Here is an 18433-nt window from a genome sequence, read left to right as displayed (position 1 = left end):
CACCATTTCATGTATTTTGTTAACCCGAATCCGAAGGAAGCTTGTTTAGAATGGGGTTAGCATATCATTTTATAAAAAGGAAGCAGGGAATTCGTATGATCCATGTAACGATTTGGAACGAGTACCGCCACGAATTGAAAAACCCGGAGGTAGCCGCGGTGTATCCGGAAGGAATGCATACTGCGATCAAGAAGGGAATCGCCCAAGAGGGCTTCGTCATTCGTACCGCCACCTTGGACGAACCGGAGCACGGCCTGACGGAAGAAGTGCTGAACGGCACGGACGTATTGATCTGGTGGGGACATATCGCGCATCACGAGGTGTCGGACGAAATCGTAAACCGCGTGTACCGCAGAGTGCTGGACGGCATGGGACTGATCGTGCTTCACTCCGGCCACGCTTCCAAAATATTCGGAAAGCTGATGGGCACGGAAACGGGCCGGCTGAAATGGCGGGAGGCGGACGAGAAGGAGCGGATGTGGGTCGTGGCGCCCGCCCATCCGATTACGGAAGGCATCGGCGAATACATCGAGCTGGAGCGGGAAGAGATGTACGGAGAGCACTTCGATGTGCCGGCGCCGGATGAGCTCGTCCTTGTGAGCTGGTTCGAAGGCGGTGAGGTGTTCCGCAGCGGAATGACCTTCACGAGAAGCAAAGGGAAAATATTTTACTTCCGCCCCGGTCATGAGACGTACCCGACCTATTATCACAAGGACGTGCTCAAAGTGATCGGCAATGCGGTCAAATGGGCGGCTCCGAAGGCTACTCCGGTCCCGGTATACGGACATGCGGCGACTCCGCTTGAGCCGATCTCGAAAAAATAAGGAGCGTACGCGAATATGGCAGAGGGAAAAATGAGGGTCGGTTTAATCGGCTTAGGCGGCATGGCAAATCATCATATCTGGCTGCTATCGAAGATTGACGAAGCGGAAATTACGGCGATTTGCGACGTAAATCCCGAGGCGCTGCGCAATGTAGGCGAGAATCTCGGCGTAAGCGCGCGGTATGAGGATTACGCTTCCATTGTGAAGGATCCGAACGTCGACTGTATTATTTCGGTCGTTCCGAACAAATTTCATGCCGAAATTATCGATTTGTGCATCGGGCACGGAAAGCCCCTGATGACGGAAAAGCCGTTCACCGTTACGTTCGAGGAAGCGAAGGCGCTGAAGACGAAATACGACCGGTCGCCGATTCGGTGTATGGTCGGGTTTTCGTACCGGTACGTCCCGGCGTTCCGTTATGCGAAGGAGCTCTTGGAGCAAGGCGAGCTAGGCGAAATCAGACATATCGCGGTGGAATATCTTCAGCAGTGGGGGGCCGAGCTGTTTGACACCCCTTACAGCTGGAGATTCAGCAAGGAGATGTCGGGCTCCGGCGCTTTGGGGGACTTGGGCGCGCATATGATCGACTCCGCGCGTTATTTTGCCGGACAATTTACGCATGTCGCCGGCTTGCTGAAGACGTTCGTGCCGGAGCGGAAGCTGCCGGGCGGCTCCGGAGAGACGGCGGAGGTGGACGTCGACGATTTCACGGCGTTCGTGGCGGGTTTCGAGAACGGTGCCGCGGGCGTGTTTACGACGTCGCGCAACGCGGTCGGCTTCGGCAACCATCTGGAGGTAACGATCTACGGAACGAAGGGCACCGTGCAGGTGAACAGCGAATATCCGCGAACGGTGAAGAGATGGTCCCGCAGAGACGGCGAAGTCGATTCCAACGTGTCCGTGTCGGATGTGCCGGAGCGGTTCGAGCTGAATCAGCTGCAAGACTTCTTGAATTTTGCCCGCGGGAAGGATACGAAGGACACCCCGACCTTCACGGACGGATACGAAAATCAAAAAATTATCGATTTGCTTATCCAATCTTCGGCTAAAGGAGTTAGAATGGATCTGTAGGAAGGAAGTACCTTTTGGGGGAGGGTCCGTTCTTTGGTTCAAGAGCAGCGGTTAAAAATCGGCCTCGTCGGGGCCAGCTGGTTTTCCGATTTATGGTATTTGCCCGCCATTCAGTTGCACCCTAACGCGGACATTCATGCGATCTGCAGCGAAGGCGGCGAAAGCGCGCAGCGGATGTCGGAGAAATACGGCATACCTCATGTCTACACCTCCTATGAGCGAATGCTGGAGGAAGCGGGTTTGGACGGCGTGTGCATCGTGACGCCGAACGTGCTTCATGCGCCGGTCGCCGAAGCGGCGATGCGCAAAGGGATTCACGTGATATGCGAAAAGCCCCTTGCCATGAATGCGGAGGAAGCCGCACGGATGGCGGCCGCGGCGGAAACGTCGAAAGTGCTGCACAGCGTCAACTTCACGTATCGCGAGCATCCGGGGATTCAGCGAATGAAAGCGATGGTTGCGGAAGGAGCGATCGGTGACATCCATTCGGGTTACTTCGAATATTCCGGGGAGTACGGGATCACGCAGCCGCCGGGCTGGCGCGGAGCCGCGTCCAAAGGCGGCATCGGAGGGGTGCTGGCCGATTTGGGCTCGCATTTGATCGATCTTGCGCAGTTCGTGACCGGGACCGGAATTACGGAAGTATGCGGCGAGGCACGATTCGCGCATGCCGACCGATATGACGATGCGGCGGCCGACTCCGTAAGCTTCTTGGCGCGGTTTGCCGACGGCATGCGCGGCACGTTCCATACAAGCTGGCTTGAGCACCAAGGCGGCAGCGGCCAGACGATCCGGCTCGAGCTTACAGGGTTGAAAGGCAAGCTTCGGTTTGCGGCCGGGGAAAGGGGCTGCAGCCTGCAGTATGCTCCTCACAGAGAGGCTTGGTCGGAAGTAGCCGTTACCGGCGCCATTCCGTTGGATGAGCAAGCGGATCCTTCGGAGGAGCGGTTCCGTCCATGGAGGCTGACCGATCGCAACGAGGTGTGGAAGTGGATCGACGCGATCCTTGAGCGAAAGTCGGGTTCGGAAGCTTTCGGCGGTGCGTCGGGTGCGTCAACTGGGTCAGCTGCACTATCCGCAGCAGCGGGATTAGCCACCTTCGCCGACGGAAGCGGCGTACAAGCCGTGATGGACGCGGTCATGCGGTCCGCTCAAGAGCATAAATGGATCGCCGTAAAATAAAGCAAGAGGTATGGAGCCCGGAGGCGGGTTCCTTTTTTTTGCCTGTGCGAAGCTCGGAAGGTCCGCTAAACGGTTTCCCTTTCTTTGTGATATAATGCTAAAAAGAAAAGACTTCGAAGCCGAACGTCTGGTTCATAGGGAGAAGGACGATGCCGAACGATAAAGAAGTGGATGTGGCCAAGCGGGCCAAAGTAATCGATTGGTTGAAGACCGAGATGACGGATCAGATCGCGCATCTGTTTCGGGGACTTTGGGAAGGCAAACAAGAAAAAATTACGGACAGCTTGGCTTCTCTCGTAGTCTCTTGCTATGTGCTTGGGCGCAGGCTGGGCTTATCGTACAGGGAGTTGGACGAGAAAATCGCCGAGAAGGTGAAATCCCACGCGAACGACGAGCACCAGCTGGAGAAGTGGTACGGGGATATGTCGGCGCTCGAGCGTCATATGGATGGAAGGTGAACCGTTTGTTGTCGGAACAGCCGCGTGAGAAACGTCACGCGACGATTTGGGGGATCGTTAACGCAGTATTGCTCATGTCTTTAGTTACCCCCTTTATGCTCATCACTTTTTGGTTTCTTTCAATACCTGCGGCCATATTATATGTTAAGACCAGACGCAGCGTGTTTGGGGCAACCGTTGCATTGTCTAGTGTCATCGGGGCGATTTTCGCCGGAGGCGCTTTCGGGCAAGTTATTTTATTAGCCGCATTCTCTCTCATTCCGGGAATCGTCATGGGGAGCTCCTATCGGCAGCTGCGGCCCGCACGGTCCGTGATCGTAAGAGGAACGGCCGCGTACGTGGCGATGTTTCTGCTGCTGCTTGTAGCGGCTACGATGCTCGGGTTCGAATTGGACCGTTCGATCGACGCGACGATCCGAGAAAGCGTCTCGCTGCTTCCCGAGCAAATGACGGGGCTGATTGCGGGTCAAGAGCTGGAAACGCTCGTTCAATTGACGCAAGTGCTCGTTCCGTTATATATTTTCGGCACGTCCTTGCTGCTTGCGGGTGTGACGCATGCCGTCGCCCGCCGGCTGCTCAACCGGATGGGCGAGTCCCTTGCCGGGCTCAAGCCGATGCGTCTGTGGAGATTGCCGAGATATTTGGTTTGGTATTACTTAATCGCGTTATTTTTCGATTTGTTTCTGCCTTTTAACGCCGAATCGTTCCTATCGGCCGTTATCGTCAATATCGTGCCGATCTTAATGTTTGTTTTTGCCGTACAAGGCATTGCGTTTTTGTTTTTTATCGCGGATGCGAAACGTTGGGGGCGATGGCTTCCGTGGGCGGGCATCGCACTATTTATCCTGGTTTGGCCGCTGTCCTCGGCTTTTAGCTTGCTTGGCGTATTTGACACTGCCTTTCCGCTTCGCGAACGGTTACGCAAACCGTAATCAGGAAGGAGAGATTCCGGCATGCCGAAATGGTTAAACGGCAAATGGCCCGGTTCGCAGACGTTATGGACTCTTGCGGCGCTGGCTGCGGCTGTCGTCGCTTTGTTTGCCTTTCATTGGGCGGCCGGAACCGTCGGATTGTTCGTATTTTCGGCAACCGCCTATTTCTCGGTGATGCAGGAGCTTCGTCGGCGCAAGGAGCTTCAAGCGTATATCGCAACGATCTCCCATCGGGTGAAGCGTGCGACGAACGAGCTGATGAACGGCATGCCGATCGGCGTGGTGCTGTACGACGACGAGAAGAGGATCGAGTGGCACAACCCTTTTATTGCCAAAATGCTCGAAAGAGATACGGTGGTGGGGGAAACGGTAAGCAGCCTGTGGCCGGGACTCAAGACGATTAAGGACAAAGAGAGCGTGCAAGAAATTGTACTTGGAAAGCGGATGTTTCGAGTGAACGTGAAGCCGGAGGAGCGCCTCCTGTTCTTTACGGACATTACCGCATTCACCTCTTTGTCCAAGCGATATGAAGAAGAAAAGCCGTCGCTCGGCATTCTCGCGCTCGATAATGTGGACGAAGTGACGCAAGGAATGGACGATCAGGCAAGAAGCATGGTCATGGCCAAAGTAACGACGGTCATCAACGATTGGTGCGCCCGCAATCTAATCTATTTGCGCCGCACGTCTTCGGACCGATTCTTGCTCCTTATGAATCAACGGACGCTGAACAAGCTGGAACAGGCGAAATTCGACGTGCTCGACGAGGTTCGGGACGCTACAAGCCATTTAAAGCTGCCGGTGACGGTCAGCATCGGGGTCGCATCGGGCACCGACAATTTGGTGGAGCTGGGTCACCTTGCCCAAACGAGTCTCGATATTGCGCTCGGACGCGGCGGCGACCAAGTGGGTGTGAAGGTCGGCCAACGGATCAACTTTTACGGCGGCCGTTCGAACGCGGTGGAGAAACGCACCAGAGTGCGCGCCCGCGTCGTTGCGCACGCGATGCGCGATTTGATAAAAGAAAGCGACAAGCTGATTATCATGGGACATAAAATTCCGGACACCGACGCGATCGGGGCGGCCATCGGCGTCCTTCGCGCGGCGGAGACGTTCGGGAAGGAAGCGTACATCGTGCTCGAAGGCGTAAATCCTTCGATCCACCGTCTGATGGAGCTCATCTACGAGGATGAAGATTTGACGCAAAAATTTATTCCTCCGGAGGATGCGATGGAAATCACGACGCCGAGAACGCTGGCCGTCGTGGTCGATACGCACCGGTCGACGCTGGTGGCGGAGCCGAGGCTCCTCGGCTTGACGAATCGCCTGATGGTAATCGACCATCACCGCCGCGGCGAAGAATTTATTAACGACGCGACGCTGATTTACATGGAGCCGTACGCGTCGTCCACTTGCGAGCTCGTCACAGAGCTGTTGCAGTACATTCACGACAATCTGCAGCTCGGCGTATTGGAAGCGACCGCGCTGCTGTCCGGCATCGTCACCGATACGAAGAGCTTCTCCGTCCGCACCGGAGCCCGAACGTTCGAAGCGGCTTCGTTCCTGCGGCGGAGCGGCGCCGATTCGGAACTGATTCAGCGGCTGATGAAGGACGATTTGAAAGGCTATATGATGAAGGCGAGCATTATTAGGCACGCTCAAATCGTGCACGAGCATTTCGCCGTGGCGGTCACGGAGCCGGGGCAAAAATATCCTCAACTGCTCATTGCGCAGGTTGCCGACACGCTGCTGAATATGCAGGGCATCGTCGCTTCCTTCGTCATCAGCGAGCGCACCGACGGGCTGATCGGCATCAGCGCCCGCTCGATGGGACATGTCAACGTACAGGTCATTATGGAGCAATTCGGGGGCGGAGGCCATATGACGAATGCGGCCGCTCAGGTGGAAGGCACGCTTGAACAGGCGAAGGAGCGTTTACTGGCTATTATTAATGACATTGAAGAACGGGAGGGGCTGTTCGAATGAAGGTTATCTTTTTACAAGACGTGAAGGGTCAAGGCAAGAAGGGCGAAATTAAAGAGGTATCGGAAGGCTACGCGCAAAACTTCCTGATCCCGCGCGGAGTGGCGAAACCGGCCAACGAAGGAAACGTTAAGACGCTGGAAAATCAGAAGCAGGCCGAGCTTCGCCGCAAGGAGAAGGAAAAGGAAGAGGCGATCGAGCTGGGCAAAAAGCTGGAGCAGCTGACTGTCGTGCTTCGTTCCAAGGCGGGCGAAGGCGGCCGTCTGTTCGGCTCGATCACCAACAAACAGGTGGCGGAAGAGCTCGAGAAGATGAAGATCAAGCTGGACAAGCGCAAAATCATTATGGACGAGCCGATCCGCACGCTCGGCTTCACGAACGTGCCGGTAAAGCTTCATCCGGACGTTACGGCAACTTTGAAGGTTCAAGTAGTAGAAGGGCAATAATATGAACCGGGATATTGGCTTCGATAGAATTCCCCCGCAAAATTTGGAGGCTGAGCAAGCGGTGCTCGGCGCCATTTTGCTGGACAGCGTTACATTGGTTACGGTAATGGAGCTGCTGCAGCCCGAAGATTTTTATCGGGAGGCGCACGGCCGAATCTATGAATCGATGGTCGAGCTGGGCAGCGAGAACGAGCCGATCGATCTGATTACGCTGACGACGAAGCTGCAGGGCAAGCAGCAGCTGGAGGAAGTCGGCGGAATCAAGTATTTGACGGAGCTTGCAAGCGCCGTGCCGACCGCCGCGAACGTGCTCTATTATGCCAAGATTGTGGAAGAGAAGGCGATGCTCCGCAAGTTGATCCGGACGGCGACGGAAATCGTCACGAACGGTTATGCGGGCGCCGAAGACGTACAGGATCTGCTAAGCGAAGCGGAGAGAAACATTCTCGAAATATCGAATCGCAAATCCGGCTCGGGCTTCGTCTCGATTAAAGATGTGTTGATGGAAGTATTTGAGAAGGTCGAGACGCTCTATAACCAGCGCGGCGTGACTACGGGCATCCCGTCGGGTTTCCCGGATCTCGACAAGATGACGGCCGGCTTTCAGCGCAGCGATTTAATTATCATCGCGGCTCGTCCTTCCGTAGGTAAGACGGCGTTCGCCTTGAACGTGGCTCAGAACGTCGCCGTACGCGCGAAGGAAACGGTCGCCATCTTCTCGCTTGAGATGTCTGCGGCGCAGCTCGTGCAGCGTATAATATGCGCGGAAGCGAACGTCGACGCGGGAAGGATGCGTACCGGAACCCTAGAGGGAGACGACTGGGAGAAGCTGACGATGGCGATCGGTACGCTTTCCGAGGCGGATATTTACATCGATGATTCTCCGGTCGTTACCGTCGCCGATATCCGGGCCAAATGCCGCAGACTGAAGAAGGAAAAAGGTCTCGGCATGATTCTGATCGATTATTTGCAGCTGATTGCGGGACGCGGAGGCAAGTCCGGCGAAAACCGTCAGCAGGAAGTATCGGAAATTTCCCGTACGCTGAAGCAAATCGCCCGTGAGCTCGAAGTTCCGGTAATCGCGCTGTCGCAGCTGAGCCGGGGCGTCGAGCAGCGCCAGGACAAGCGCCCGATGATGTCGGACCTGAGGGAATCCGGTTCGATCGAGCAGGACGCAGATATTGTCGGATTCTTATACCGGGATGATTATTACAACCAAGATTCGGAAAAAAAGAATATTATCGAGATCATTATCGCCAAGCAGCGGAACGGCCCGGTCGGAACGGTGGAGCTGGTGTTCCTGAAGAGCTTCAACAAATTCGTGTCGTTGGACAAAAACCATTCGGACGCGATGCCTGCCGCGATATAGTGTCGATTATGTTACGCAATACCGAATGATTGCCCGTTTTATCGGGTAATCGTTCGGTTTTTCATTGACTCCCACCATCTGCATTGGTACACTAAGTATGCTTCGCGTTAATGCTTTACAATAATGAACCCGAAGGGGGAACGCTCATGTCGACAGTCGTTGTGGTAGGTACGCAATGGGGAGACGAGGGCAAAGGGAAAATCACGGATTTTCTTGCCGAATCGGCAGAGGTTATTGCCCGTTATCAAGGCGGCAATAACGCCGGTCATACGATTATGATCGATAATAAGAAATACAAGCTGACAATGATTCCATCCGGCATCTTTTATAAAGAGAAGCGCTGTGTCATCGGCAACGGAATGGTCATCAATCCGAAAGCTTTGATTGAAGAGATCAATTATATCCATGAGAACGGTTTTTCCACCGTCAATCTGAAAATCAGCGACCGCGCGCATCTTATCATGCCGTATCATCTTGTGCTCGACGGACTGGATGAGGACCGCAAGGGCGCGGATAAAATCGGCACGACCCGCAAGGGCATCGGTCCGGCTTATATGGACAAAGCGGCCCGCAACGGCATCCGCATCGGCGATTTGATGGATGCGGAAGAGTTTGAGCGGAAGCTGCGCCGCATTATGGAAGACAAGAACAAGCTGCTGGCGCAAGTGTACGGCGCGCCTGCGCTTGATGTGGAAGAAATTTTGAAGGAGTATCTCGGCTATGCGGATTTCCTTCGTCCGTACGTTACGGACACTTCGATCGTCCTGAACGATGTGATCGACGAGGGCCGCCGGGTGCTGTTCGAAGGCGCGCAAGGCGTCATGCTCGACATCGACCACGGCACTTACCCGTTCGTAACGTCGTCGAATCCTTCGGCGGGCGGCGTCTGCATCGGATCCGGCGTCGGGCCTACGAAGATTCACCAAGTAATCGGCGTGGCGAAGGCGTATACGACCCGTGTAGGGGACGGTCCGTTCCCGACGGAGCTGCACGACGAAATCGGCGATACGATTCGCGAGCGCGGCCATGAGTACGGTACGGTTACCGGACGCCCTCGCCGCGTCGGCTGGTTCGACAGCGTCGTCGTGCGTCATGCGCGCCGGGTAAGCGGGATTACCGGGTTGTCGTTGAACTCGCTTGACGTATTGAGCGGCTTGGAAACCGTTAAAATTTGCACGGCGTATCGGTATAAAGGCGAAGTGATCGACTATTACCCTTCGAATTTGCGGATGCTGGCGGAATGCGAAGCGGTGTACGAGGAGCTTCCGGGCTGGAGCGAGGATATCACGGGTGCTCGCTCGCTGGAGGATTTGCCGGAGACGACGCGCCATTATGTGGAACGAGTGTCGCAGCTGACCGGCATTCCGATCTCGATCTTCTCCGTCGGCCGCAACCGCGAGCAGACGAATCTGGTGCGTCCGGTGTACGCGTAAAGAAATAGTGGAAGCCCCTGGCTGTGTGTTTTTCACACAGACAGGGGCTTTTTTCGTGCTGGTGAGGGGAGAAGCGGTATGTTGTGCTGCAGCGGAAGAAAGTTCCGTAGGAGGCAGCGAGAGAAGGGAGCGGCGAGCTGTAGCGTAACAAAAATCCGTTTGTTCCACCGCCACACTTCGGAACTGCCTAAGAACGGGACAAAGTACGCTCACTTATTTCCTCCAACGCAGTTTGGCGCCCACACGTTCGGTCAATACTGGTGAATACATCTTCAGCGGAACGGGGGATTCACTAATGAAATGGATAGGCTGGCTGGTAAAGACGGCAATATCAACCGCAATTATAACGGGAGTATCGGTCATTGTGACATGGTCGATGGTGAACATATATGTGCAGCAGCTGCTGAAGCCGTTTCAAGGCCAGCAGGCAGCAAATCCGATTGCTTTAACCGATCTGATCGCCTTCCTTGCCGGATCAGGTACCGGTTCGGCGGCTGACAACGGCGGAAACGCGTCAACACCCGAAAAAGCCCAATCGTCCGCAAGCACGGAGACAGAACAGCCGGGAACGGACAGAAATCCGTACGACACTCAAGATTCGTCCGATACGCCCGCTTCGGAATCCGCTCCGGACAATGCGCTGCCCGTCATGGGCTCCATCGGATCGGGAAGCGGCAACGATATGTACCTTTCCACAGATGACCTAGAGGCCAAAAAGGACAGCATTTCGTCCGAGGACCGGATGGAGATTTTCAAGCTGCTGATGGAGAAGCTCCCGCCGGAAGAAATACAAAACATATCGAAGCTGCTTGAAGGCGGCATTACGGCGGAGGAAATGCAGGAAGCGTCGGATATTTTGCAGGATTACCTCGAACAGAGCGAGTATGAACGGCTGATCGCCATATTGGCAAAATATTGACCTATAGTGATCAAATTTACCGGGTTTCCGCTAGGAACCCGGTTTTTGCTGTGAGAAAGAGCACATTATCTCCCAAAATCTACATAATTCGCACGCCAATGTTGCCCCGAGGAGGTAAACATGGTAAAGTAAAAGCAAATTGGAGAAAAACCGATTATTTTCACCGATTTTCAAAGCTTTTATGCAAAATCATGAAAACTTGTTTCGCTAACAAGCGTGGAGGAGGCGAGCATGGCGAAGTTCAGGAACAATGTACCGCGAAATCGGGCTTCCGAGAAGCTCAAGGATGCGATGCTGAACTTGAAGTCGAAAGGCCTTTACACGAAGCTGAAGCTGCGGGCCAAAGACGGCATGCGAGATTCGAAGCAATGGTTTTGTACATACAAAATCCATATCGCCGGAAGCGTCGGCGTAATCGCACTAATAGCGGGCATCACTTATGCAGGTAATCAGTATGTGCAAGCCAATATGAATGAAATATACGAAGTTTACATGGGCGACGAATTGCTTGGCGAGGTTAGCAGTCCATCTGTTGTAGAGCAGGTCATTGCCGATAAACTGAAACAGGTTTCGGAGGAAAATCCGGAAGTTGTTTGGGAAATCGAGCGTGACGGCTTGAGAATTGAGAAGGAACTCCTGTTTATGGGCGAAGGCGAGGACAGCGAGACGTCCGCCAGCCTTGCGGCAGCGCTGGAAGCGAAAGCGGTCGGCGTCGAGCTGAAGGTCGCCGGCAAGACGGTTGCGGTCGTGAAGGACCAGGAAACCGCCAATCGCATATTGGATAAGATTAAGGACAGCTTCACAAAGCCGCAAGCGTCGGGAGCTGTCGGCGTACTTGCGGCCGAGGCGGACGCAGGCACACTGCGCGACATCGATTTAATCGGCCGAAGCGAGACGAAGGTGGAGTCCGTTAGAATCATAGAGCCGATTGAGCTGGCCCAGCGCGAAATCGAACCGAACGATGTCATGGACGAGGAAGAAGTGCTGAAGTTTCTTCTGAACGGCGACATCAAGCCGACCAAATACGTCGTTCAAGAGGGCGATACGATTTCAGGAATCGCCGAGAAGCTCGACATTCCGATGGAACTTATATATTCCAATAATCAGGATAAGAAAGATTTGATCGAACGTGATTTCATTCGGGTCGGCGACGTCCTTGATCTGACGATGCCGCAGCCGGCGGTTACGATCGAGACGGTTGAACTGCTGAGCGAGACGATCGCGATTCAGCACGATACGATATATGAAGAAGACAAGACGATGCGCAAGGGCCAGTCGAAGACGCTCCGCAAGGGGGTCGACGGCAAGAAGAAGGTAACGTATAAGCTTACTAAGATCAACGGCTTGCTCATGGACGAAGATATCGCCGGCGAGCAGGTCATTGAAGAACCGGTACCGGCCATCGTCAAGAGAGGCACAAAGGTGGTGCTCGGCGAAGGAACCGGACGGTTTATTTGGCCGGTTGTCTCCGCAAAGCTCTCCAGCGGCTTCGGCAAGCGGTGGGGCCGGCAACATGAGGGAATCGACATTACCTCCAGCAACAAAACGATCATGGCCGCGGATAACGGGAAAGTCGTCTTTGCGGGTAAAGACGGCGCATATGGAAATTGCATTATTATCGATCATCAGAACGGATATAAGACCCGGTATGGTCACCTAAGCAAAATTTCGGTGAAGAAGGGCCAAACGGTAGAAAAAGGCGACAAAATCGGCGTTATGGGAAGCACGGGCCGCTCGACAGGCGTTCATCTTCATTTCGAGGTCATTGTGGACGGCAATACTCGAAATCCGTTAAAATATTTATCCTAATCGGCAAAAAGGGGCAAGACAAACAGGTACGGTTTGTCTATGCCTCTTTTTTTGACGGCTCGGAACGGTTTCCGTCACAAAGGACAGCAATGCCGTTTATCCTTGTCATATGGTAAGATAGAGGCAAAGGTGGTGGACGGGGATGCAAGGGAAAATTTTAGTGGTCGACGATGAGAAGCCGATTGCCGACATTTTGAAATTTAACTTGGAGAAGGAAGGGTACGAAGTCGTCTGTGCGTTCGACGGACAGCAGGCGGTGGAGCTTGCGTTCGAGGAGCAGCCGGACCTAATATTGCTTGACTTGATGCTTCCCATCAAGGACGGCATGGATGTATGCCGCGAGGTGCGGGCGAAGCTGAACACCCCGATCATCATGCTCACCGCCAAGGATACGGAGCTCGACAAGGTGCTGGGTCTGGAGCTCGGCGCGGACGATTATGTGACGAAGCCGTTCTCCAACCGCGAGCTGCTGGCACGAGTGAAAGCCCATCTGCGGCGGCAGTCGAAGTGGAAAGGGGCGGCGGCGGCGGAAAGCGCGGAAGCGTCCGGCAACAATACGTTGAAGCTGTTTAACTTGGTCATCGACAGCGACATGTATGTGCTCTATAAAGATGGAGTGGCCATCGATCTCACCCACCGGGAATTCGAGTTGATTCATTATCTGGCGAAAAACAGCGGCAAGGTGATGACGCGCGAGCATTTGCTCCAGGCTGTCTGGGGCTTCGAATATTTCGGCGACGTGCGGACGGTGGACGTTACGGTGCGCCGCTTGCGGGAGAAAATCGAAGACGACCCGAGCAAGCCGGAGTACATTTTGACACGGCGGGGACTCGGATATATGATGCGAAGTCCGAAGCTGGGAGGCCTGTCGCTGTAATGAAGGGCATGCGCAGGCTGCAGACGATCCAAAACCGCATCATCATCATCTACGTTCTGCTTATTCTGATCGCCATGCAGCTGATCGGGGTTTATTTTATCCGTACGATGGAAACCTCCTTCTTCGGCAATTTTAAGGAATCGCTGAACAACGAGGCGTATTTCCTCGCGGAATACGTCGTGGATTATTTGAACGCCGCCAATATGTCCGGGGCAAGAGAAGAGACGGGCAAATCGTACGAGGATCTCGACGAGTTTATCCGGAATTTCGCGCCTAACGACCGGGAAATTCAAGTGATCGACGCGAACGGGATCATCGTCAGCGCTTCGATGCACCAGCAGCAGGGGATTGTCGGACAAAAGAACGTCCAGACGGAAGTGACGAGGGCGCTTCAAGGCATCCGGGGTAACGAGCGGACGATTATCGACGCCGACGGCAAACGGAAGCATAGTCTCGCTATGCCCGTGCGCAATCACGGCAAGGTGATCGGGGCTGTGTATGTGGTCGCCTCCATGGAAGGCTTGTTCGACACGACCAACCGGATCAAACAAATATTGTTCTCGGGCACGGCGATCGCGCTTGCGTTGACCGCTTTGCTGGGCATCATTTTATCGAATATGATTACTGCGCCGATTAAGGATATAACCCGGAAAGCTGCAGCGATGGCGAAAGGCAATTTTAATCAAAAGGTTGCGGTTTTAACGGGCGATGAGATAGGACAGCTGGGCAATGCGTTTAACGATATGACGGACCGGCTGAAAGAGGCGCTCTCTTCCATTGAGGAAGAGAAGGACAAGCTTGCGTCCATCCTCTCTAACATGAGTGACGGCGTCATTGCGACGGACGAGCGGGGCCAGACGATCGTCATGAACCGCCGCGCCAGGCAAATGCTGCATTTGGATGACGATGATGCGGCGGAGGGGAAAGACGTCTTTATGCTGCTGGGCCTGGGCCGTACGCGAGTGGACAACTCGTTATGGCAAAAGGAAGGCGGAACGCTGCTCATCAGTTTAGGCGAGGGAATAACGAGCGATCCGTTAACGGTGAGGGTTACGTTCTCTCCGATTCACCGCCGCGATAAAGGCGTGACCGGTTCGGTGCTGTTGCTGCACGACGTTACGGAACAGGAGAAGCTGGAGGCGTCCCGTAAAGAGTTCGTGGCGAACGTATCGCACGAGCTTCGGACGCCGCTGACGACGATCAAGAGCTACCTTGAGGCGCTGGATGAAGGCGCATTGGAGGATCCTTCGTTGGCCCGCCGTTTTGTCGGCGTAACGCGCAACGAGACGGAGCGTATGATTCGCCTCGTCAGCGACTTGCTGCATCTGTCCCGGTTCGATTCCCGCCAAAACGCGCTCATGCGCGACCATACGGATATCGTTATGATGCTGGACGATGTCACCGACCGGTTTGCAGTTCAAGCGGAGCAGCGGGGCATGCGGATCGAGGCGGAGACGGACGGCGAAGTGCCGCTTGTGTATGCGGATCCGGATGCGATCGACCAAGTGCTGGACAATCTTGTTTCCAATGCGGTGAAATACAATCAAGACGGGGGGACGATTACGCTGTCCGCCAGACCGTTGAGGAATGCGGAGCATAAGGCGCCCGAGTGGGTCGAGGTGTCCGTGAAGGATAACGGCATCGGTATTCCGAAGAAGGATTTGGATAGAATATTCGAACGGTTTTATCGCGTAGATAAAGCACGCTCCAGAAATATGGGGGGTACGGGGTTAGGCTTGTCTATTGCCCTGGAAATAGTAAAGGCGCACGGCGGCACCATACGAATCGAATCCGAGGCAGGCGCCGGAACGACCGTTTACTTTACGCTGCCTGTATGGGAAGAGGAGCGTGACGCGAGATGAATGAGAATGTAAAGACGGTCATCTTGACCGTTCTCGTTGCGGCCAGCCTCGTGCAAAGCTACCTTCTCGCGTACAGCTCGCCCAAATTCGATGCGATTATCCCGAACGATTATGTGGAGTCCAAATTGCAGGGGACGCAAGCAGAGCTGTCGCAGCTGCTGTTTCCTTCGGATATCGTGCTTCATTTTGGCGAGGATCAGCATACGGTGCTTTACCCGAATATGACCTTCTACCGCATGATATTGGATGTGGTGAAGCAGCGCGCCTTCGACGGTATTCGAGAGGTGGGAGCGATTCCGGAGCTTGCGGAGCAAAGCCCGAGAAATACGCTCGGTCTTGAAATCCGGTTTCCGTCGGATATGCCGCTTTCCTTGCTGGAGCAATTCATGCACCTGAAGGGCGACGGCTTGGAGGATTCGAAGCCGATTGAGCGAATCTGGATATTTACGAGAGCGGATCGGGAAGAGGTGCGGGTGTTTTTCATCGGAAGCGGCAACCGCACGGTGTATGAAGCGACGAAGGCAGACCTGACCGTCAAGGACGTAGAGCGGTTTGTAGGCTTCGGCAAGGCGCGCGGCAAGTACCAGCTTATCGGCGGAAGCCACTATCTGCCTATGGAGCCGCTCCAAATGATTCAGTATGAGATGCACTACACCTCGTTCACGGCAGAGCAGCTCCAGCGAAGCTTGTTTCCGGATCCGGCTACTACGAGATTTCTTCGGGAGCGGAACGGTTCCGAGATTTACACCGACGGCAAAAGAGGACTCCAGCTGTCGAACGACCAGCATTGGCTGAGCTACTCCGATCCGGCCGCTCCGGTCGAGGGAACGTATGATGAGCTGGGCACCTCGTTGTCGGCCGTTCAATTCATCAACCGGCACGGAGGCTGGAACGGGAGCTATTTGCTGAGCTCGATTCAGCAGGAGTCGGGCGTCAGTCAGGAGCAGACGGTGGTGTTCCGTCAATATATCGGCAACTACCCGGGGTCGTTCCCGATTGTATCGCCGGGTGAGCAGCTGCCCTACGGCACGATTCGGCTGACGCTGCAGAACGGCGTCGTTACGGCCTATGAGCGATCGATGATTCAGCTCGAAGAGACGAGCGAGAATAGAGAGCTGGTGCAGCTTCGTGGCGGCGAATCGCTGGTGAAAGCTTTGCAGGGCTACAGCAAGTTTGCTTCCGTGAAGCAGTTGATTCCGGCGTACCGGTTAGTGCTGGATGAGGAATATGAAAAAGCGATCTTGAAGCCGGTCTGGGCGGTGCTGCTTTCCGACGGGACCGTTGAGGCGCTGCCGGGAGGAGCGATGTAATGGACTGGAGCCGAGCCAAAACAGTGTTGATCATATCGTTTCTCTTGCTGAATATGCTGCTCGGTTTCCAGCTCTGGTCCGGCAAGATCGGACTGGATGCATACTCGGAGGCCGGCTTGCGCAGGGAAGAGGCGAACCGGCTGCTTGCGGCCAAGCGGATCGAAGTGAACGCCGCGGTTCCGGACACGATGCCGAGACTGAAGGAAATTACCGTGAAGCTGATCGGCGGCATTCCATCCTTCGAGAAGAAACGGTTAAAGTCTCCGTTCGACGAGAATTTGCTCTCGAGCGCGGCCGACATCAGAGGATTGCTGGTTGGCGAAATGCCGTCCATCCGCATGTACGAGCATGATCCTTATGCCGCCAACGGCGACCGGGCGGTTTACATTATGAATCAAATGTATAACGGCATGCCGATGTTTGAAGTGAGAGTAGAGCTGTTTGCGGTCGGCGGCTCCGTCGATGCCTACCGCATGCTGCAGGCGGAGGTTCAGACGCCGAGCCCCGATGCGGATACGAGCGGCAAGGGAGAGGAAATCCTATCGGCATATACGGTTCTAGGAAGCCTCGCAGAAAACTATTTGCCTCAAGGCTCCGTCATAACGGATATTCAGCTCGGCTACCACGGTCCGATCTTCGAATCGGAGACGCAGGTGCTTGCGCCCTATTGGCGCGTCGCGCTGGGGAGCGGAGAGCTGTACTATGTGCACGCGATTAACGGCGCGGTTGAAGGGCCTTCCATGGCCGGAAGAGACGCAGAGAGCAAATGATAAGAGATGAGCAAGGGAGAACGAAGTTTATGGGAATTCGATTTACGGTGCTTTCCAGCGGATCGACCGGCAATGCAACGCTGGTCGAATACGGAGACCGCAAAATACTGCTTGATGCGGGCCTGAGCATGAAGCGAATCGAGCAGCTGCTCGCGGAGAAGGGTGTCAGCGGAGATCAGCTGAGCTGTATGTTCGTTACGCACGAGCATTCCGATCATATTAAAGGAATCGGCGCATTGGCGCGCAAATACGCGCTTCCTGTATACGCGAACGCGAAGACGTGGAACGAGCTGGACCGGCTTTGCGGCGATGTGGCGATGGAACAGCGCATGATCTTTAAAACAGGCGATGAAATTATGATCGGCGATTTGCGGGTGGAGTCGTTCCCGATTTCGCATGATGCGGCCGAACCGGTGGCATACAACTTTCATGCCGAGGGCTTCAAGCTCAGCGTCGCGACCGATCTTGGGTACATGAGCCCGGTCGTGAAGGAGAAAATTCGGGATTCCGATGTTCTGGTTCTTGAATCGAACCACGATATCCAGATGCTGCGTGTCGGGAAATACCCTTGGAACATCAAGAGGCGCATTCTCGGCGACCTCGGGCACTTGTCCAACGATGCGGCCGGGGAAGCGCTGTGCGAGCTGCTTTCTCCTCGAACGAAGCGGGTTTATTTAGCCCATTTGAGCCGAGACCATAATCAGATGGATTTAGCCAAGCTGACTGTGAATAATATATTGGCAGAGTCCGGATTAAGCACGCCGGAGCGTCCCGTCCGGTTGATGGATACATACTGGGATCGGGCGACGGAATGGGATCGCATCGATGTTGGAGGATTGGGGAGCGCCGAAAGCGAAGCCGCCGCCGCAAGGGAAGACGAAGCTACCGCTTAATGGGCGGTAATGTCCGAACGGCGCCGGAGGGCGGTCTGTAAATCCTCTTTCTCGAGCTGCGCGGTTCGGTGGTGGAAGTCTTCGGGGGAGAGGACTCCTTTTTCAATCAGGATTTCAATCAATGCGCTTAACGCCAGCGTGTTCGTGTATTGAGAATCCTTCAAATCGGCGAGCTGCGCCACCAGATTTACTTGATCCCAGGCGTTCATAGTCCGCTTCATAAGTCACTTCTCCCTTTGGTTTCAAATGGTCATAAATTCTATTATTTTTTACTAGACGCGGTATGTTACTATTGTAG

The 18433-nt window shown here is 54.7% G+C and carries 17 protein-coding genes; 16 read left to right on the top strand and 1 reads right to left on the bottom strand.

The features are described from left to right. Nucleotides 1–95 precede the first annotated feature (95 nt). From PT964_RS19570 to PT964_RS19495, 16 genes are all read left to right on the top strand, one after another. Nucleotides 96–824, top strand: a complete 729-nt coding sequence (locus PT964_RS19570) for a ThuA domain-containing protein (RefSeq protein WP_274365040.1) — start codon at nt 96–98, stop codon at nt 822–824. A 15-nt stretch (nt 825–839) separates the two neighbouring features. Beyond that, on the top strand, nt 840–1895 hold the full coding sequence (locus tag PT964_RS19565; RefSeq protein WP_274365039.1) for a Gfo/Idh/MocA family protein: 1056 nt from the start codon (nt 840–842) through the stop codon (nt 1893–1895). A 33-nt stretch (nt 1896–1928) separates the two neighbouring features. Beyond that, nucleotides 1929–3077, top strand: a complete 1149-nt coding sequence (locus tag PT964_RS19560) for a Gfo/Idh/MocA family protein (RefSeq protein WP_274365038.1) — start codon at nt 1929–1931, stop codon at nt 3075–3077. A gap of 149 nt (nt 3078–3226) precedes the next feature. Then, on the top strand, nt 3227–3535 hold the full coding sequence (locus PT964_RS19555) for a MazG-like family protein (RefSeq protein ID WP_274365037.1): 309 nt from the start codon (nt 3227–3229) through the stop codon (nt 3533–3535). An 8-nt stretch (nt 3536–3543) separates the two neighbouring features. Then, entirely contained in the window at nt 3544–4467 is a 924-nt protein-coding gene (locus tag PT964_RS19550; protein ID WP_274365036.1) for a DUF2232 domain-containing protein, read from the top strand. 21 nt (nt 4468–4488) lie between these two features. Then, complete coding sequence (locus tag PT964_RS19545) at nt 4489–6450, top strand: DHH family phosphoesterase (protein WP_274365035.1); 1962 nt, start codon at nt 4489–4491, stop codon at nt 6448–6450. After that, the gene (gene rplI / locus PT964_RS19540) at nt 6447–6893 is read left to right on the top strand and encodes a 50S ribosomal protein L9 (RefSeq protein ID WP_274365034.1); all 447 of its coding nucleotides are present in this window, start codon (nt 6447–6449) and stop codon (nt 6891–6893) included. Before PT964_RS19545 ends, rplI begins: the two co-directional genes overlap by 4 nt. 1 nt (nt 6894) lies before the next feature. Beyond that, the gene (gene dnaB / locus PT964_RS19535) at nt 6895–8262 is read left to right on the top strand and encodes a replicative DNA helicase (protein ID WP_274365033.1); all 1368 of its coding nucleotides are present in this window, start codon (nt 6895–6897) and stop codon (nt 8260–8262) included. 146 nt (nt 8263–8408) lie between these two features. Continuing rightward, on the top strand, nt 8409–9695 hold the full coding sequence (locus PT964_RS19530) for an adenylosuccinate synthase (RefSeq protein WP_274365032.1): 1287 nt from the start codon (nt 8409–8411) through the stop codon (nt 9693–9695). 295 nt (nt 9696–9990) lie between these two features. Beyond that, the gene (locus PT964_RS19525; RefSeq protein ID WP_274365031.1) at nt 9991–10614 is read left to right on the top strand and encodes a hypothetical protein; all 624 of its coding nucleotides are present in this window, start codon (nt 9991–9993) and stop codon (nt 10612–10614) included. Nucleotides 10615–10845: 231 nt separating this feature from the next. Continuing rightward, on the top strand, nt 10846–12423 hold the full coding sequence (locus PT964_RS19520) for a M23 family metallopeptidase (RefSeq protein ID WP_274365030.1): 1578 nt from the start codon (nt 10846–10848) through the stop codon (nt 12421–12423). A 142-nt stretch (nt 12424–12565) separates the two neighbouring features. Continuing rightward, complete coding sequence (gene yycF, locus PT964_RS19515) at nt 12566–13300, top strand: response regulator YycF (protein WP_274365029.1); 735 nt, start codon at nt 12566–12568, stop codon at nt 13298–13300. After that, nucleotides 13300–15162 (top strand): cell wall metabolism sensor histidine kinase WalK, encoded by a 1863-nt coding sequence (walK, locus tag PT964_RS19510; RefSeq protein ID WP_274365028.1) that lies wholly within the window; start codon nt 13300–13302, stop codon nt 15160–15162. Before yycF ends, walK begins: the two co-directional genes overlap by 1 nt. Further along, the gene (locus tag PT964_RS19505; RefSeq protein WP_274365027.1) at nt 15159–16472 is read left to right on the top strand and encodes a YycH family regulatory protein; all 1314 of its coding nucleotides are present in this window, start codon (nt 15159–15161) and stop codon (nt 16470–16472) included. The genes walK and PT964_RS19505 overlap by 4 nt, the downstream gene beginning before the upstream one ends. Then, the gene (gene yycI, locus PT964_RS19500) at nt 16472–17242 is read left to right on the top strand and encodes a two-component system regulatory protein YycI (protein ID WP_274365026.1); all 771 of its coding nucleotides are present in this window, start codon (nt 16472–16474) and stop codon (nt 17240–17242) included. Before PT964_RS19505 ends, yycI begins: the two co-directional genes overlap by 1 nt. 29 nt (nt 17243–17271) lie before the next feature. Then, on the top strand, nt 17272–18135 hold the full coding sequence (locus tag PT964_RS19495) for an MBL fold metallo-hydrolase (RefSeq protein WP_274365025.1): 864 nt from the start codon (nt 17272–17274) through the stop codon (nt 18133–18135). On the opposite strand, the gene PT964_RS19490 is transcribed toward PT964_RS19495, so the two are convergent. Beyond that, entirely contained in the window at nt 18132–18356 is a 225-nt protein-coding gene (locus tag PT964_RS19490) for a hypothetical protein (RefSeq protein ID WP_274365024.1), read from the bottom strand. The two genes, PT964_RS19495 and PT964_RS19490, sit on opposite strands and share 4 nt — an antisense overlap. Nucleotides 18357–18433: the final 77 nt, after the last annotated feature.

Origin of the sequence: Paenibacillus thermotolerans, from assembly GCF_028745515.1 — a bacterium.
GTDB classification, from domain to species: domain Bacteria; phylum Bacillota; class Bacilli; order Paenibacillales; family YIM-B00363; genus Paenibacillus_AE; species Paenibacillus_AE thermotolerans.
Note: the sequence above shows the minus strand (reverse complement) of the source record. Positions and strands in the feature narration are given on the sequence as shown.

Coding starts and splice junctions, on each gene's coding strand:
- PT964_RS19570 (WP_274365040.1), top strand. CDS start 96: ATGATCCATGTAACGATTTGGAACGAGTACCGCCACGAATTGAAAAAC.
- PT964_RS19565 (WP_274365039.1), top strand. CDS start 840: ATGGCAGAGGGAAAAATGAGGGTCGGTTTAATCGGCTTAGGCGGCATG.
- PT964_RS19555 (WP_274365037.1), top strand. CDS start 3,227: ATGCCGAACGATAAAGAAGTGGATGTGGCCAAGCGGGCCAAAGTAATC.
- PT964_RS19545 (WP_274365035.1), top strand. CDS start 4,489: ATGCCGAAATGGTTAAACGGCAAATGGCCCGGTTCGCAGACGTTATGG.
- rplI (WP_274365034.1), top strand. CDS start 6,447: ATGAAGGTTATCTTTTTACAAGACGTGAAGGGTCAAGGCAAGAAGGGC.
- dnaB (WP_274365033.1), top strand. CDS start 6,895: ATGAACCGGGATATTGGCTTCGATAGAATTCCCCCGCAAAATTTGGAG.
- PT964_RS19530 (WP_274365032.1), top strand. CDS start 8,409: ATGTCGACAGTCGTTGTGGTAGGTACGCAATGGGGAGACGAGGGCAAA.
- PT964_RS19525 (WP_274365031.1), top strand. CDS start 9,991: ATGAAATGGATAGGCTGGCTGGTAAAGACGGCAATATCAACCGCAATT.
- PT964_RS19520 (WP_274365030.1), top strand. CDS start 10,846: ATGGCGAAGTTCAGGAACAATGTACCGCGAAATCGGGCTTCCGAGAAG.
- yycF (WP_274365029.1), top strand. CDS start 12,566: ATGCAAGGGAAAATTTTAGTGGTCGACGATGAGAAGCCGATTGCCGAC.
- walK (WP_274365028.1), top strand. CDS start 13,300: ATGAAGGGCATGCGCAGGCTGCAGACGATCCAAAACCGCATCATCATC.
- PT964_RS19505 (WP_274365027.1), top strand. CDS start 15,159: ATGAATGAGAATGTAAAGACGGTCATCTTGACCGTTCTCGTTGCGGCC.
- yycI (WP_274365026.1), top strand. CDS start 16,472: ATGGACTGGAGCCGAGCCAAAACAGTGTTGATCATATCGTTTCTCTTG.
- PT964_RS19495 (WP_274365025.1), top strand. CDS start 17,272: ATGGGAATTCGATTTACGGTGCTTTCCAGCGGATCGACCGGCAATGCA.
- PT964_RS19490 (WP_274365024.1), bottom strand. CDS start 18,356: ATGAAGCGGACTATGAACGCCTGGGATCAAGTAAATCTGGTGGCGCAG.